A 14,798-nucleotide genomic window follows, 5' to 3' on the forward strand; every position below is an offset into this window, starting at 1 on the left:
TTCCCATGTTACCCGGATATCTTCCGGTAGCGATCGCGGTTTAAAATCAGGTGGGTTTTGTTATTGGGTTTGAGGTTAACCGAAAAATTTAGGTTGTGATTAGGGCGGGTTTCGTTGTTGAATTTGAGGTGGGTTATTTCATTTAATCCCTAAACCCGCCCCTACACCTTTTGGGTGCGATCGCGCTTTTAAATCATCTAGATTTTCTTGTCCGATTTCCGGTTAATCTATCAATTGGATATTGAGAAAAAAATCTAACGTAGGGGCGGGTTTAGGGACAAATTCAACAATACCCACCCATAACCTTTCTACAAAACCCGCCCTGTCCCAACCTTAATATTTGCCAAAAATTTCGATCCGCCGTCAGGAGGGCAAAAGGGCAAAAGGGCAAAGGGCTACAAAGTCCTGCCGGAAACGCACACTACCCGAAACCCGCTGATGATGCTGAGGTCGTCGGGGTAGTTGCTGAGGCGATCCGCCACACGGCAGTTATACGGGTTGTAGAGCCAGGAACCGCCACGCAGTACCTTGTATGATTGAGCATTATTTTCATCAGTGTTTTGAAGGGTAAAATCGCCTGAACCCCTTGATTTTTCGTTTGCATTTACCTTGCTTGTCTCTTGTTGATAATTTTTCCTATCTAGCCATGCGCTACCATCCGTTGGCGCACCTTCATAGTTTTCATGCCAATCATCTAAACACCATTCCCACACATTCCCATGCATATCGTACAAACCAAAGGCGTTAGAGGAGAAACTGCCCACGGGAGTGGTTTGTTGTCGGTATTGTCCTTTAGTTTCATCAGCATAGGTAGAACTGGCTCTGTAATTAGCTAATTGATCCGTTAAGGTTTCGCTAAAGTGAAAGGGAGAATAGGTGGGATTTTGGCTCGATTCACTCATCAATGACGAATCCGGGAGAACGGCTCGACAAGCATATTCCCATTCGGCTTCAGAGGGCAGTCTGTATTCCCGTCCGGTGAGTTGGGAGAGTCGGGCGCAAAATTCTACTGCATCATACCAGGAGACTCGCTCAACAGGTCTATCCCAGCGCGTGGGGACTGTATCGCTTGAGCGATAGTTGGGTAAGGTTTGGGGATCAGGATCATCCTTAAAATAAGCCGGATCAGGGTCAAGATCACGGTTTACCTTCAAATCCGTGCGAGACGCGATTATACGCCATTGTGCCTGAGTAATCGGCGTTTTGCTCATAAAGAAGGATGGCACCGTAACTTCGTGTTGAGGGTGTTCGTCGTCACTTCCTTCTCCTGCTGGCGAACCCATCAGAAACGAACCGCCAGGGATAGCGACCATATCTAGAGTAATGTCTTCCTCCTCTGTTCGAGCAAGTTGTTCCCTGAAATATCGCGCCGTGCGGGTTTCCCGTCTACTAATCTCACCCTTGCGGTTAACAAAAACCGTCTCAAAGGAAAATAATTCAAGTTCCCTAGTATCCAGTGATGGAAACCCAGCAGAGGACGACTGTGACTGTTGTTGAGTGACTCTCGGCGTCGCCTCCACCGATTCACCCTGCCATCCCGCTTCAATTTCCTCGGCTAAACGCACATAAGCTCCCCCCAATTGTTTCAAAATATGGGTAGTAATCTCAGCAAAATGCTCTGGCTCAAACTCCTTAAGCGTTTCCCTTTGCACCTGTTTTAAAGCGTCTGGCTGCTTCAACAATCCATAAAACTGCTTGAGATTTTTACCCAGTCGTTGGGCAAAATAGCGAGAAATCACCGTAACAATCTGCACAGACTTGGCTGTGGGAGAATCCTTCAGAAACAGGCTGCGGATTGTCTCCGACTCATCTGTTGATGCATCGCCAATAAACCGATACTGAATCTCATCTGGGTTCGTCTCTGGCGTAATTAAACCTTGGGGGTGTAAGATTCCCCCCAGAAACACTTCCGCAACATGAACCGGTTGAAGTTCCCGCAGTAGCGTGCGTCGAATTAAACGCACAATCGGTAAATTCACCACAGGTGCAGCCGCCAGCAAACTCGCCAATTCTCGCGCCATGGGGGAGGAAGATAAGCGGAAGTCATAATACCGTTCTGGGAAACCTCTCTCCAAACCTCTCTCCTGCGAGGAGAGAGGCTTTGAATTCTCGCTATTTTCTGAATTCTCGCCATTCTTTGAATTCTCCCCCTTCCGTGCAAGAAAAGCGAAGCCTCCTCTGTCCTCCCCCCTCGCAGGGGGGAACGAGGGGGGTTGGGAAGGGGGTTGGGGGGTTAGGTCTGATGTTTCTGGATGATATGATAAGCCAGCTTGTTGTGAAGGTTGAGCCTTGTCATCTGTCGGATTTCCTCTCCTCTGTGACGTTGGCGGAAACACAAATCCAGTCGCCCCAACGGTTCCCTTCCCCACCACCATTTCACTCCAGGTTTGAGCCAGGTCAGGTTCTAAACTGAATACAGGCACTTTAACGCCCTGTTCCCCCTCAAAATCCTCGCCAAATACAAGTTCCGTAATTGCCAGATTTCGATTTGCCACAGCCGCTTGACACCGACTATCCAGTTGTACCATTATCCCCCCACTTAATCCCGTTCGCCACCACATCCGAGTGGGTAACATCTGAACAATGGCGACAACATTCTGGTTTCCCCAGGTGTCTAGAATTGAGACGGCTTTCCCATTGCGCCACCTCTCGCCAACGCAATCACTAACCACTAAAATTAACCGATGACCACTGGGATCAATAAGTATTTGGGGACGGTAGAGACGGTGAGACAACGCATATTTACCGATTCCTTTATTCAGGCGAATCTCTCCCTGTTCATCCGTTACCATTCCCCAAGTCCGGACATGACGAAAAATGCCATAGTGTTGGCAGAGTTGTTCTAATTCCTGAGTTGTCTGTCGCCAGAAAATCATCGAGTCGCTTTGATCAATCACCAACTCTAAATCAAATCTCAGTTCTTGAAAAGGCTTGAGAACAGGACTTACAATACCGTTTAATTCGGCAGTCGATTCCACCGTGGCGACTTCATCTAAAATCGTGGTTTCCCTAGAGGAAATACGCTGCATCAAGGGGCGAAATGCCCGTGCCAGTTTCAGGGGGTGAGGAATAGCCGCCACATCGGGAAGGGCAATCTCTAAGGAATCGTGACGAGAAGCAGTTTTGGCGTAGACTCCTACAGCAGGTTGGTTTCGGGAGGGGATAGTCGGAAGAGACGATTCGGGTACTGTGGTGGATGATGGTGTAGAGGATACGGTTGAATCAACAATAGGCGATTCGGCTGGGGTAGGTTCGTGGGTAGAAGCCGGAGTTGGAGGTTGAGTTGAGGCAGAATTCCGGCGTTGTGCCGCCAGCCAGAGAATTTCAGCAATTTCTGTCCCGGTGAGGTTTAAATCCTGTTCTAATAGGGCGATTAATCGGTCAAATTTCATTTCCGAAGGCAGAGGGTAAGAGGCAACAGGCAACAGGCAACAGGGAGAAATTCTATCCTAATTGTAGGGGCGGGTTTAGCCATTTAACTGACGGGTAGACCAATAACTTATCAACAAAACCCGCCCTCTTGTCGCCTCATGTCTCTGGATATAAGGGGTAAGGTGGGCAATGCCCACCCTACGTCTGAGAAATTCTATCCTAATTGTAGGGGCGGGTTTAACCATTTAACTGACGGGTATACCGATAACTTATCAACAAAACCCGCCCTCTTGTCCTTTAGATTGGCTCCAAATGACCAATGACGAATGACAAATGACCAATGACTATCACAATTCATCAATCGCTGACAAACTATTCAACAACAATTCCTGTAACTCCTCCGTAAACGCTTCCGGACTCAGGTTATTTCTAATATAAATCGCATTAAGTAATTGATCCGTCGCCCGATCCTGTTCATCCTTGTCCAAAAACGCTTCAATCAATGACTCCGTTATCTGTTTCATCCTTTCCCAATTCGCCTCATCCGTTTCCTCTTGGAAATGAGCCGCAATAATCCTTTTTAAAGCGGCTGTATCCGGATCAGGCATTCTCACCCGCAGACAGCGACGCACAAAAGCCGGGGGAAACTCTCGTTCAGCGTTACTGGTCATAATAATAATCGGAAACTGAGAACAATGAACTCTTCCCCGTCGAATCGAGGCTTTAATTCCCGCATCTTCAGTTCGCACTTGTACCGATTTAGGGTTACTATTATCCGTCTGAGTTGGCGACTTATCTGCCCAACGGACTAATTCCGGAATCTCATAGTTCCCTTCTTCAAACAGGTGCAACAGTTCGTTAGGTAAATTAATGTCACTTTTATCAATTTCATCAATCAATAACACTCTGGGATACTGAGAGGGTAAAAAAGCGGTTCCCACGGGACCCAAGGTAATATACTGACCAATATCCGGCGATTTACCTTTATTAAGCTGGGAATCTTGGAGTCGTGCGATCGCGTCATACCGATAGAGTCCATCTTGTAAGGTAGAACGGGTAGTAATCAGCCAGGTTAAGACGGGTCCTAATTTAAGTTCATGAGCAATCGCATAAGCTAAAGACGTTTTTCCCGAACCCGGATTTCCTGTTACCAAGAGGGGACGCCGTAAATACAACGCCGCATTCACCGCATCCGCTACATTCACCTTTGGCGGTTTACTTATGTCATCTTCCCATTCATTATCAATCGATTCATCCTCTGGTTTAGGGGAATGCAGCCGAAATTTTCTCCCTTTTTCTTTTCCTTGTTTATTTTCCTCAGCATCCGCTAATTCTTGCACCGCTTGCCAGCGTTCTTCGATATCTTCAAGTTCGGCTGAATCGTCAATTTCTCGAAATCGCCGCCAGGGAGGAGGCGGAGGTAAATTGGCAATTTTAAAGCCATGTTCTTGTCCATCGCCATAAAAGAAATACCAATCATCCGGATGCGTTTTTGATGTCACACTACCCTCCTATAATCCATTTAGCTTGCCAGTTGATTAAACTTGGGTAAATTAACTGGCTTGCGCTCAGTATTATCGCAGAGAACGGATAAATTATACCCCAAAAGCGTCTCTCGATTCGGTTGAGCCAAGTCTTGCTTACGAATGTTTAGGATTTTTTCCGATAATGTATCTAAATCAGAGAACGAGTCTGCCGTGGTTAATGTATTCAAGCTGTCTATAGCAGGCTGACAAAGGTCTTTATTTTTCAACCAGAAACACAACGGAATTCCCTTTGCCAATAAAAGCTCAAAAAATACCTGAGTTTTGCGAGGGGGTAAGTCACAACACAGTTTAACAATGATAAATCGTTCCAGTTCTAATGCCAATTGTTTCTTTTTTAATGTATTGGATAATAAACTGGACAAGTTCCTATCTTTATCAAAATCACGGATATCATTGGGTTTGAGTTGGGTCATTTTTTGCCATTTAATCAGACAAGCATTCTGCCAATCGGGTTTTAACAGTCGATTTAACGAGCGTAACATCACCGAATATTTCTCGCAGAGGGCGATATCATCTTTCTTCCAAACTTGAGGAGGCTTGAATTCAAACCGCTTACTGAGGAGTTCAGTGGGCAGAAATAATTCAATCTTCAAATTGTATGGCTGATTCTGTAAAACTTTTGCGTGTAAGTAGTCATCTTTGGCTTGTTGAATAAAGTTATAAATCACATCTGGGATCTCTTTCTCGAAGTATCCCTCAGTTTTCATGTCCTCTGGATTTAAATCAATCGGTTGATTTTGGGTGTTGGGGAAATCCTCGATAAACTCAGCTTGGATGTTAAAGGTTTTCTTTTTAGTTCGGGTTTTACCCAGCAGCGGATAAACCAAGATTAAAATATAGCTGTGGAGAATAGAATTGGATGGCTGTTCAGTGGGACAATTAAGAGTAGGATAGTTCTGCTGAATCCACCGTTTTAACCTATCGTTTAGATCAGGCGGAATATCTGGGCGAGTTAACAGGTTCATCACAGAGGATTCGACAAAATTGGTTAAGCTAGGACAGGTGGTAGATAACCCCATATCTTTTGGATTATTAAGACAATTGAAGAATAGGCGATCGCGCTCAATCAAGCCTAACAAATTTTCCTCTAACTCTTCAATATTATGGCAATCAAAAAATTGCTCAACCTGTTTACCGCTAGTTACATCTTGCAGAATAAAAATGAGGGCTGACAGTTGTTCATAAATAGTGAAATTCGCTGCAACTCTGGGATACTCTTGACCAACTTGTCTAACAAAATCTTGGAAAAGCCCTCTGTTCTCTAATTCCTTAATGGCGTAAATCAGCCTAGTTCGGTAGTCATCACCTGGAAGTTGATTGTAAAAATTCTTGCCAAACGTCCCTTCATTTTCCAAGACTATATTTTTGAACTTATCTTCACTGAGTACATCTTCAATATCTTGGCGAATTTTTTGCTTTTGCCGATCAGTTAGACTCATATTCAAGATATCAACATCACTCTCAATCGAAACTAGGCAGCATTACCTTATATATTAACCTATCTTTCCACGGGAAATCACGAAACCTGCGTATCGGGGCGGGTTTAGTCGCATCTGGGTGCAACCGAAGAGATAATAGTGAAACCCGCCCCTACATCTTTACATACCATACCTGACTAGCAAAGACGTTCGGTCAAAATTATTATATATCGTGAAAAGTCAGATATATTAACAAAGGTGCGTTACGCAGCGCTAACGCACCCTACATTGTAGGGGCTTCTAACTTTTCATGAGAAATCAAAAAACCTGCGTATCGGGGCGGGTTTAGTCGCATCTGTGTGCAACCGAAGAAATAGTAGTGAAACCCGCCCCTACACCTTTACATACCATACCTGACTAGCAAAGACGTTCGGTCAAAATCATTATATGCCGTGAAAAGTCAGATATATTAACAAAGGTGCGTTACGCGGCGCTAACGCACCCTACATTGTAGGGGCTTCTTTCTCCAATTATAGGGAATTATTCCTCCAATTATAGGGGCTTATTCCTCCAATTATAGGGTTTTTTTTCTCCAATTATAGGGGCTTCTTTCTCCCCTCTCCCGTGCAAAAAAAGCGAAGCATCCTTTGTCTTCCCTCCTCGCAGGGGGGAATGAGGGGGGTTGGGAGAGGGGCTGGGGGAGAGGGGGTTATTACTTAATTTAACACCCATAACAGCTTACCTACGCCCAATTTAACCGAGAACATCCCGTGCAAAATTCTGATAATCCTCTCTAACAACAGCGATAAATGCTGACAAATAACCTCGATTCTCCAACTCTCGAATTAAGCGAATCACTCGCGTTCGATAATCACCGCCCGGAATCTGATTATAAAAATTACTGCCAAACGTCCCTTCATTTTCCAGGAAAATACTTTTCACCTGATCTTCACTCAACACCGTTTCAACTTCATCCCGCAACCTCTTCCTCAATTCATCAGTCAACTTAACCAACACCGCACTCTTTTGCTCACCTTCTCCTAACCCCCCTTTTCCCCATAAACATCCATCAACCGCATTCATATAAATCACCGGAATCGCAAAATCTATCTGTTCATAACCATTATCCAGAGCAATATTAAACCGCGCCTGCTGTACAGCAAAATCCACAGACTTCCCCTTAACAATTTCCCCATAAACATCTTTGACAAAACCACTAACCGTATGATTAGACACTTGATACTGCATCGCGATAACCACAGGAATTCCTTGCAGCATTAAACGAGACGCCACGCTACTAAACCCATCCGTCTCTGATGATTTTCCTGTCTCACAAGCTTGTAAAATAACAATTTTAGGACGATACTGAGTAAATAGTCGGCTAAAAAAATCAGCCGTTTTCCAATCCGGTTCCCCCGAATCTCTCACCAATGCCACTTGTCCAACGTCCTTGCCATTTTCTGATATTAATTGACCATGACCAATAAAGTGAAAGATATCCGGTTGATTATGGCGTAATTGTTCCGCAACTTTTCGCGATGTCGCAGGATTAATTACGGGTAAAAGTTGAATCTTATCCTGTTGATTGGCAAGCCGAGTTAAATAACCTTGAACTTCCTGATAGTCAACCTGACTCAACTGAGAATCGGCAGTCGGAATAGCCACAACTAAAGCAATTTTAAGAGATTCATTTGCCCCTACCTGAATCGCTGGCTTCTCCTCTTTATTCACGTTATACCGACTCCGAACCCAACTCAAATTCGGATCAGTCGCCAATAGAATTTCTCCCCGTTGATACCGTTGGGGAAAACGCAATAATTCCCAGGGATACGCCATTAATTCCGGCATTGCCGTTTCATTTATCTCTAGACTAACCTGTAACCGTTGCTGCGTTTGAATCACAATCTTTCGATAGGTTTGCCAGAAATCCTCCCGGAGTTGATTGTCAAATAACGCCTCAAATAACGCCTCACCGACTCGTTGAATTGACTCCCCCGTTAACCGAGACGAATCAGCAAGACAATCTTGAACACGCTGATTCAACCTATCCAGCCGCAACCTGCCCGTCGCTTCATTCAAAACTTCAAACGCTGGACTGTATAATGTCACCCTAACCGACGTTTCATTCGGGACACAAATCTGATAAATTGACTCAATTTTATCCATGAGGCAGTATTATCTTATTTTCACCAATCCAGGCTTCTTTTTGACCCACCGCAAAATCTCTGTTCCACTTCCTCAAGATTCGGTGGTGTCAGGTTTCGATTTGTCATGGAGTCTTGCTTCGCTAGATAAGTAGACTAACAAAATCACCATACTCTTGGCAGCAAAAATTGTCCGGACAACTCTCTACTGTTAACTTTTATTGTGTCCACCGACTTAACTCTAATGGCACTGAATTAGGGCTGGTGGGCATTGCCCACCCTACGGTATATCAAGGGTTTGGGCGAGCCAAAAAAGCAAATTAGAGAGTGCTATGCTACTTAAGTCCAGTCATCTGGAGTCTCGACGGATTTAGGTTGCTTGTAAACATAACCCTGGCTGTGGATTTGACGGGTTAACTCAAATAACTCGTCTTCTGTTAAACTCCACTGCTGGAGAATCCGTTCGAGCCCCTGTTGAATCCTCCTAGCGCCAGGAAACCGAGAATAACGAATCCGTAGTCGCGCCAATTCCGTCAACTGGTACTCCGTCGGATTGGCTGAGACTTCCAAGAGACGATCCACTAGGGCGCGATCGCTCTTTTCTTGGGGATGTTGTTGGTCTTTGTTTTCTAAGATTGATGACATAATTGTACTTGACTTTTTTGCCGTTATTCTTTAAGTGTCCGCTTTAAGTTACCCGCAAATGTTACAGAGTTTGAAGTTATGTAACTTAATCCTCAAACAGATGAGAGTGCTGCGGTACACTAAGCCTTAATCTGTAGTCTGTCTTACTGCGATCAGCGAGAATACTCTTGTCATAATCGTTGATTAGACGCCAAGAGCGATCGCCCGTGTGTGAGCAGATCCATCTGCAATAATAGATTGCGTACTGTCACAGAACCTACCGTTAACTTGAATAAGGGATAACGGCGGCTTGTCAAAAGTTGGGACTGTGACCACCTTACCTGAGTCATCAGGTAAACAGTATGCCATTAGAATCCCTGACTATCCCTAATTAGGGTTAGCGTGGGGAGGATATCTAAATCAATCACCGATAATTCTCGTTTGGAGTCGTTATTCTATGTCTCATAGCGTCAAAATTTACGACACTTGCATCGGTTGCACCCAATGTGTACGGGCTTGTCCCCTCGATGTGTTGGAGATGGTACCCTGGGATGGCTGTAAAGCTAGTCAGATTGCCTCGTCTCCACGTACTGAAGATTGTATCGGTTGCAAGCGCTGCGAAACCGCTTGTCCGACCGATTTCTTGAGCGTTCGGGTTTATCTTGGCGCTGAAACCACCCGCAGTATGGGTCTTGCCTACTAACGGTGTTTTGAAACCAATCTATATCATTGTAGGGATACAGGGGCATTGGTATTCGAGCTGTCGCTTGCATGGTAATGCTTCTGTATCTCTACGAAAAATTGCCAATTTTTCAGTAAATTTGAATACAAAAAGGCAAATTTAGTAGGGACACGACATGGTGTCCCTCTGAATAAATAACGTTTTAATGATTCTTGACGTTCCCATGGGTTGCCCTCTAGCCTATATCGCATAAGATGTTGAAGGCATCATGTTTGAGGAGGGAGCGGTTCAATGTGTGGAATCGTTGGTTATATTGGCACGCAACCAGCAACAGATATTTTAATGGCAGGGTTAGAACGACTCGAATATCGAGGTTATGATTCTGCCGGAATTGCCACCGTTTGGGAAGGAGAGATTCAGTGCGTTCGCGCTAAAGGCAAACTCTACAATTTACGAGAAAAACTGGAACGTACCGACAACCAAGCCCGACTCGGGATTGGACATACCCGTTGGGCAACTCACGGGAAACCTGAAGAATATAATGCCCATCCCCATACCGACACCCATCAGCGCGTGGCGGTGGTGCAAAATGGCATCGTGGAAAACTATCGGGAATTACGGGAAGACTTGAAAAAACGGGGACATGAATTCCGTTCTGATACCGATACCGAAGTGATTCCCCACCTAATTGCCGAGTTTCTCCCCGAACCCTCAACCCCAGATATTCAACACCCGAATGCCTTCCTAGACGCCGTGCGCCAAGCGGTGAATCAACTCCATGGGGCGTTTGCGATCGCGATTGTTTGTGCCGACTATCCCGATGAACTGATTGTCGCACGACAACAGGCTCCTTTGATCTTAGGATTTGGTCAAGGGGAATTTTTCTGCGCCTCCGATACTCCCGCCCTCGTCCCCCACACCCATGCGGTATTGAACCTAGAGAATGGAGAACTGGCACGGTTAACCCCCCTAGGGGCAGAAGTCTATAACTTTGCTGGGGAACGTCTTCGCAAATTTCCCCGTACCCTCAATTGGAATCCCGTACAAGTCGAAAAACAGGGATTCCGTCATTTCATGCTCAAAGAAATTTTTGAGCAACCAGGCGTCGTGCGAACCTGTTTAGAAGCTTATATTAGCAGTGATTGGTCAGCAGGAGAAAATGATAGCAGTAGTCCAATACCTGATCAAAACCCAGTCGCCGGAGACACCCCATCCATAACCACGCCAATACAATTGGGACTTCCTGAGTCGTTGTATGAAAACTTAGAACACGTCCAGATATTGGCATGTGGTACCAGTTGGCACGCCAGTCTTGTCGGGAAATACCTGATCGAACAACTCGCTGGAATTCCCACGATGGTACAATATGCCTCAGAATTCCGCTATGCCCCCTCACCCTTGACCCGTAATACCCTCACCATTGGCGTCACTCAATCGGGAGAAACTGCTGATACCTTAGCGGCGTTGGAGATGGAAAAACGACGGCGTACTGGTTTAGGACAAGAATATCAGCCGCGACTGGTGGGGATTACCAATCGTTCCGAGAGTTCTCTGGCACATTTAGTCCCGCATATTATTGAGACGTTTGCGGGAATGGAAATTGGTGTTGCGGCAACGAAAACCTTTGTCACTCAATTAGTGGTATTTTACTGTTTAGCTCTGGATTTAGCCTATCAACGCCAAACCCTACCCCCGTCACGGATTGCCGAAATTATTGCTGGGTTGCGTCAACTTCCCTCCCAGATTGAGTTGGTGTTATCGCGTCAGGAACATTATCTGGAAGAATTAGCCCATGAGTTTGCCGAAACCCAAGATTTCATCTTTTTGGGGCGGGGGATTAATTTCCCCATCGCTTTAGAAGGGGCGTTGAAGCTGAAGGAAGTCAGCTATATTCACGCTGAAGGGTATCCAGCAGGGGAGATGAAACACGGACCCATTGCCCTATTGGATTCTAAAGTTCCCGTGGTTGCGATCGCGATGCCGGGTACTGTGTATGAAAAGGTGCTATCTAATGCCCAAGAAGCCAAGGCGCGAGATGCGCGATTAATTGGGGTGACACCCATGCATGATCCAGAAGCGGCTCAAACCTTTGATATTTTATTATCGGTGCCAGTGGTGGAGGAATTATTGTCTCCAATTTTGGCAGTAATGCCTTTACAACTTTTGGCATATCATATTGCGGCGCGGCGGGGTTTAGATGTGGATCAGCCTAGGAATTTGGCAAAATCAGTCACGGTGGAATAAATGCAAAATCTTATGTTCTAGAGTAAAAAGAAATGCCGAACAGCTTATTATACAGATGTCGAGACGTATCCTGGCACGTCTGTAGGGGCGGGTTTCACCGATAACATGCCAGCAAAAACTGATAACTTAATTAAACCCGCCCTCTTTCCGGTTGAGGAGAGGGCGACCCGACCTAATTGATGAACTGGTGTTGTTAATTAGACCAAGCGGGTCGCCCCTACAGGTTGTTATAGCAAATCCGCATTTATTACCCCCTTTCGACATTTCGCCACGATACTTCTATTCCTCACTATCGGCAAAATTGACGTTTTCATAAATATCGCTCAAATTGATCTGAAACCCGATTGAACGTAATTTGAGAACCGCCTCGGCTGATTCCTGATCACTTAGTAACCATTGACCCTCATGATTTTTGGCATACTGCATCAGATGATATTTGGTTTGGTCAATCAAAATATATTCCTTAAACTCCGGAATTGACCGATAGTAAATAAACTTATCGCCTAAATCATAATTCTTCGTCGATTTGGATAATACCTCAACAATCAACGAGGGATTCATCACCGTCGTTGTCCCTGTTCCTGTGTAAATCGGTTCTCCTTCAATAACCATCACATCAGGATAGGTGTACTGACGATAACGAGGTATCCATAACCGTACATCCCCGATATAGATATCGTAATTTGCTTCCCATCCTAATTTATCAGACCATTAGGGCGATGACTTATCCATTACCCCTTGTGAGTGGATCGAAACTGAGTACAATTATTGGGATATCTATCATTCATTACTGCCATGAATCAACCGTTACGGACATTAGGTGTAGCCCCCAATGCTTGGGGAGTGAGTGATGCGATCGCGGATTTGACTCGCCCCTCCCTAACCCCTCACCCCATTACCCTTACCACCGAAACCAAAAGCCTGCGCCTGGATTTAGTCAAATCTGCCATCCTCATCATCGACATGCAAAATGACTTCTGTCATCCCGATGGCTGGTTAGCCCATATTGGCGTAGACGTAACCCCAGCCCGCAGCCCAATCGAACCTCTGACAGCCTTGCTTCCCCAGTTACGAGAGGTTAATGTTCCTGTGATTTGGGTGAACTGGGGAAATCGTCCCGACTTACTTAATATTAGTGCTGGATTGCGCCATGTTTACAATCCTACAGGTGCAGGAATTGGACTCGGTGATCCCTTGCCCAAAAATGGGGCAAAAGTGCTAACCAAAGATAGTTGGGCAGCCGCAATTGTAGATGGATTAAACCACGAACCCGAAGATATTTATATTGACAAATATCGCATGAGTGGTTTCTGGGATACTCCCTTAGACAGCATTTTACGCAATATGGGCAAAACCACTCTTTTCTTGGCGGGTGTCAACATTGATCAATGTGTCATGGCAACATTACAAGATGCTAATTTTCTGGGATATGATTGCGTGCTACTCAAAGATTGTGCGGCAACAACATCTCCTGATTACTGCTTTAAAGCGACGATTTATAATGTTAATCAGTGTTTTGGGTTCACCAGCGATTCTCAATTACTTTTTAAAGCTTTAAAATCGTAAAAAATTCAGAATACAGAGGGCATAATGGCAGGGGAGACAAAGAAAATGGGGAGATTTAGCAGCTATCAACGGTTTGCATCAAAAACGAATGACGAATGACAAATGACAAATGACGAATTGCAGGAGAAACTACCTATGGAATCCCGGTGTATGATTCCCGTTATTAAATCCCCCAAGGACTACCAAGCCTATCGCATTAGTCCCCAGGATAGCAACCGTTTAGCCATTATCTTCGATCCGGCGATCGCGGATTCATCATTAACCGTTTGTGTGGAGATTTTTGATCAAGGTGGCAAAACTCCCCCTAATCGTCATCAAATTGCTGTAGAAATGTTTTTTATCCTTAAAGGGGAGGGAATTGCCCGGTGTGATGGCAAAAATGTGCCATTTCGGGCAGGAGATAGCTTATTAGTGCCACCAACGGGTATTCATGAAATTATAAATACAGGTCAAGGTCGTTTATATGCGTTATGTTTCATGGTTCCCAATGAGGATTTTGTTGAACTGATTCGCAGTGGTACACCTGTCAATTTGGATGAGGAAGATTTTCGCGTCTTGGGACGCACTGATGCGGTGGTTCCGTGTTAAATAAATAGGAAATAGGAAATAGGAAATAAGTAGGTAGGTACAATAAACGTGAACAGCGGAGATTATCATTCGTTGGTCATTTTTCATTTGTAAGAGATTAAAACCCAGAATCAGGGCGGGTTTTGAATAAAGGTTATCATCAATAGCGAAACGAAATGTCCTAAACCCGCCCCTACAGAAAACCCTGTCCTCGAACAAAGCGGCGAGTTCAACAATTAACAATCAACTAATTTAAAGGACTTGCCCAATACACGGAATTGGTAATAACGCGCAATACAATTAGACCCATGCCAGACAAAACGCGCTGATGGACTTTATCGACAATAGTGTCTTGTACTTGGTCATGGGCAATGTGTCCCCACCAGATTAAAACATCTGTCTGGTTAAGGATGGCATCAGTTAATCCATGATCAGGTTGGTCTAATGTAGCAGTTTTAACCGTTAATCCTGAGGATTGCAAATGTTGCGCGATCGCGTGATGAATTCCATCAGGATAAATCTTGGCAACGTCAGGTTGTTGTTTTTCCACTTGATACTCATTCCAGACGGTAACGCGAGGCTTGGCTGTCATATTATAAATAAACCATTCTTTTTTTTTATTATGCCAATAACA

The 14,798-nt window shown here is 44.9% G+C and carries 9 protein-coding genes and 2 pseudogenes; 4 read left to right on the forward strand and 7 right to left on the reverse strand.

The annotated features are described in order from the left end of the window. Nucleotides 1-395: 395 nt before the first annotated feature. The 5 genes from RIB93_RS22080 to RIB93_RS22100 all read right to left on the reverse strand — a co-directional run bounded on the left by RIB93_RS22080 (nt 396) and on the right by RIB93_RS22100 (nt 9,126). On the reverse strand, nt 396-3,392 hold the full coding sequence (locus RIB93_RS22080) for an SAV_2336 N-terminal domain-related protein (RefSeq protein ID WP_446375661.1): 2,997 nt from the start codon (nt 3,390-3,392) through the stop codon (nt 396-398). A gap of 327 nt (nt 3,393-3,719) precedes the next feature. Continuing rightward, nucleotides 3,720-4,874: an AAA family ATPase gene (locus RIB93_RS22085; protein ID WP_446375663.1), complete on the reverse strand. Its 1,155-nt coding sequence runs from the start codon at nt 4,872-4,874 to the stop codon at nt 3,720-3,722. Nucleotides 4,875-4,894: 20 nt separating this feature from the next. Continuing rightward, nucleotides 4,895-6,358, reverse strand: a complete 1,464-nt coding sequence (locus tag RIB93_RS22090) for a VMAP-C domain-containing protein (protein WP_446375665.1) — start codon at nt 6,356-6,358, stop codon at nt 4,895-4,897. A gap of 732 nt (nt 6,359-7,090) precedes the next feature. Then, nucleotides 7,091-8,503, reverse strand: a complete 1,413-nt coding sequence (locus RIB93_RS22095; RefSeq protein ID WP_446375667.1) for a CHAT domain-containing protein — start codon at nt 8,501-8,503, stop codon at nt 7,091-7,093. A 317-nt stretch (nt 8,504-8,820) separates the two neighbouring features. Next, nucleotides 8,821-9,126, reverse strand: coding sequence for a DUF3288 family protein (locus tag RIB93_RS22100; RefSeq protein WP_446375669.1), 306 nt, complete (start codon nt 9,124-9,126; stop codon nt 8,821-8,823). A 436-nt stretch (nt 9,127-9,562) separates the two neighbouring features. Between RIB93_RS22100 and psaC the strand changes: the two genes are divergently transcribed. Together psaC and glmS are read left to right on the forward strand one after the other, a co-directional pair. Beyond that, nucleotides 9,563-9,808, forward strand: coding sequence for a photosystem I iron-sulfur center protein PsaC (gene psaC, locus RIB93_RS22105; RefSeq protein WP_071777200.1), 246 nt, complete (start codon nt 9,563-9,565; stop codon nt 9,806-9,808). 270 nt (nt 9,809-10,078) lie between these two features. Continuing rightward, nucleotides 10,079-12,031, forward strand: a complete 1,953-nt coding sequence (glmS, locus tag RIB93_RS22110) for a glutamine--fructose-6-phosphate transaminase (isomerizing) (RefSeq protein ID WP_446375671.1) — start codon at nt 10,079-10,081, stop codon at nt 12,029-12,031. Nucleotides 12,032-12,310: 279 nt separating this feature from the next. Here glmS and RIB93_RS22115 read toward each other — a convergent pair. Next, nucleotides 12,311-12,715: pseudogene (locus RIB93_RS22115) on the reverse strand (Uma2 family endonuclease); the annotation flags it as partial. A 111-nt stretch (nt 12,716-12,826) separates the two neighbouring features. On the opposite strand from RIB93_RS22115, the gene RIB93_RS22120 reads away from it, so the two are divergent. After that, the gene (locus RIB93_RS22120) at nt 12,827-13,597 is read left to right on the forward strand and encodes a cysteine hydrolase family protein (protein ID WP_446375673.1); all 771 of its coding nucleotides are present in this window, start codon (nt 12,827-12,829) and stop codon (nt 13,595-13,597) included. 135 nt (nt 13,598-13,732) lie between these two features. Continuing rightward, nucleotides 13,733-14,185: a cupin domain-containing protein gene (locus RIB93_RS22125; protein ID WP_446375711.1), complete on the forward strand. Its 453-nt coding sequence runs from the start codon at nt 13,733-13,735 to the stop codon at nt 14,183-14,185. Nucleotides 14,186-14,456: 271 nt separating this feature from the next. On the opposite strand, the pseudogene RIB93_RS22130 reads toward RIB93_RS22125, so the two are convergent. After that, a pseudogene (locus RIB93_RS22130) lies at nt 14,457-14,756 on the reverse strand (ThuA domain-containing protein); the annotation flags it as partial. Between the last annotated feature and the right edge of the window lie 42 nt (nt 14,757-14,798).

The sequence above is a fragment of the Coleofasciculus sp. D1-CHI-01 genome (assembly GCF_040218875.1).
GTDB lineage: Bacteria > Cyanobacteriota > Cyanobacteriia > Cyanobacteriales > Coleofasciculaceae > Coleofasciculus.

Coding starts and splice junctions, on each gene's coding strand:
- RIB93_RS22080 (WP_446375661.1), bottom strand. CDS start 3,392: ATGAAATTTGACCGATTAATCGCCCTATTAGAACAGGATTTAAACCTC.
- RIB93_RS22090 (WP_446375665.1), bottom strand. CDS start 6,358: ATGAGTCTAACTGATCGGCAAAAGCAAAAAATTCGCCAAGATATTGAA.
- RIB93_RS22095 (WP_446375667.1), bottom strand. CDS start 8,503: ATGGATAAAATTGAGTCAATTTATCAGATTTGTGTCCCGAATGAAACG.
- RIB93_RS22100 (WP_446375669.1), bottom strand. CDS start 9,126: ATGTCATCAATCTTAGAAAACAAAGACCAACAACATCCCCAAGAAAAG.
- psaC (WP_071777200.1), top strand. CDS start 9,563: ATGTCTCATAGCGTCAAAATTTACGACACTTGCATCGGTTGCACCCAA.
- glmS (WP_446375671.1), top strand. CDS start 10,079: ATGTGTGGAATCGTTGGTTATATTGGCACGCAACCAGCAACAGATATT.
- RIB93_RS22120 (WP_446375673.1), top strand. CDS start 12,827: ATGAATCAACCGTTACGGACATTAGGTGTAGCCCCCAATGCTTGGGGA.
- RIB93_RS22125 (WP_446375711.1), top strand. CDS start 13,733: ATGGAATCCCGGTGTATGATTCCCGTTATTAAATCCCCCAAGGACTAC.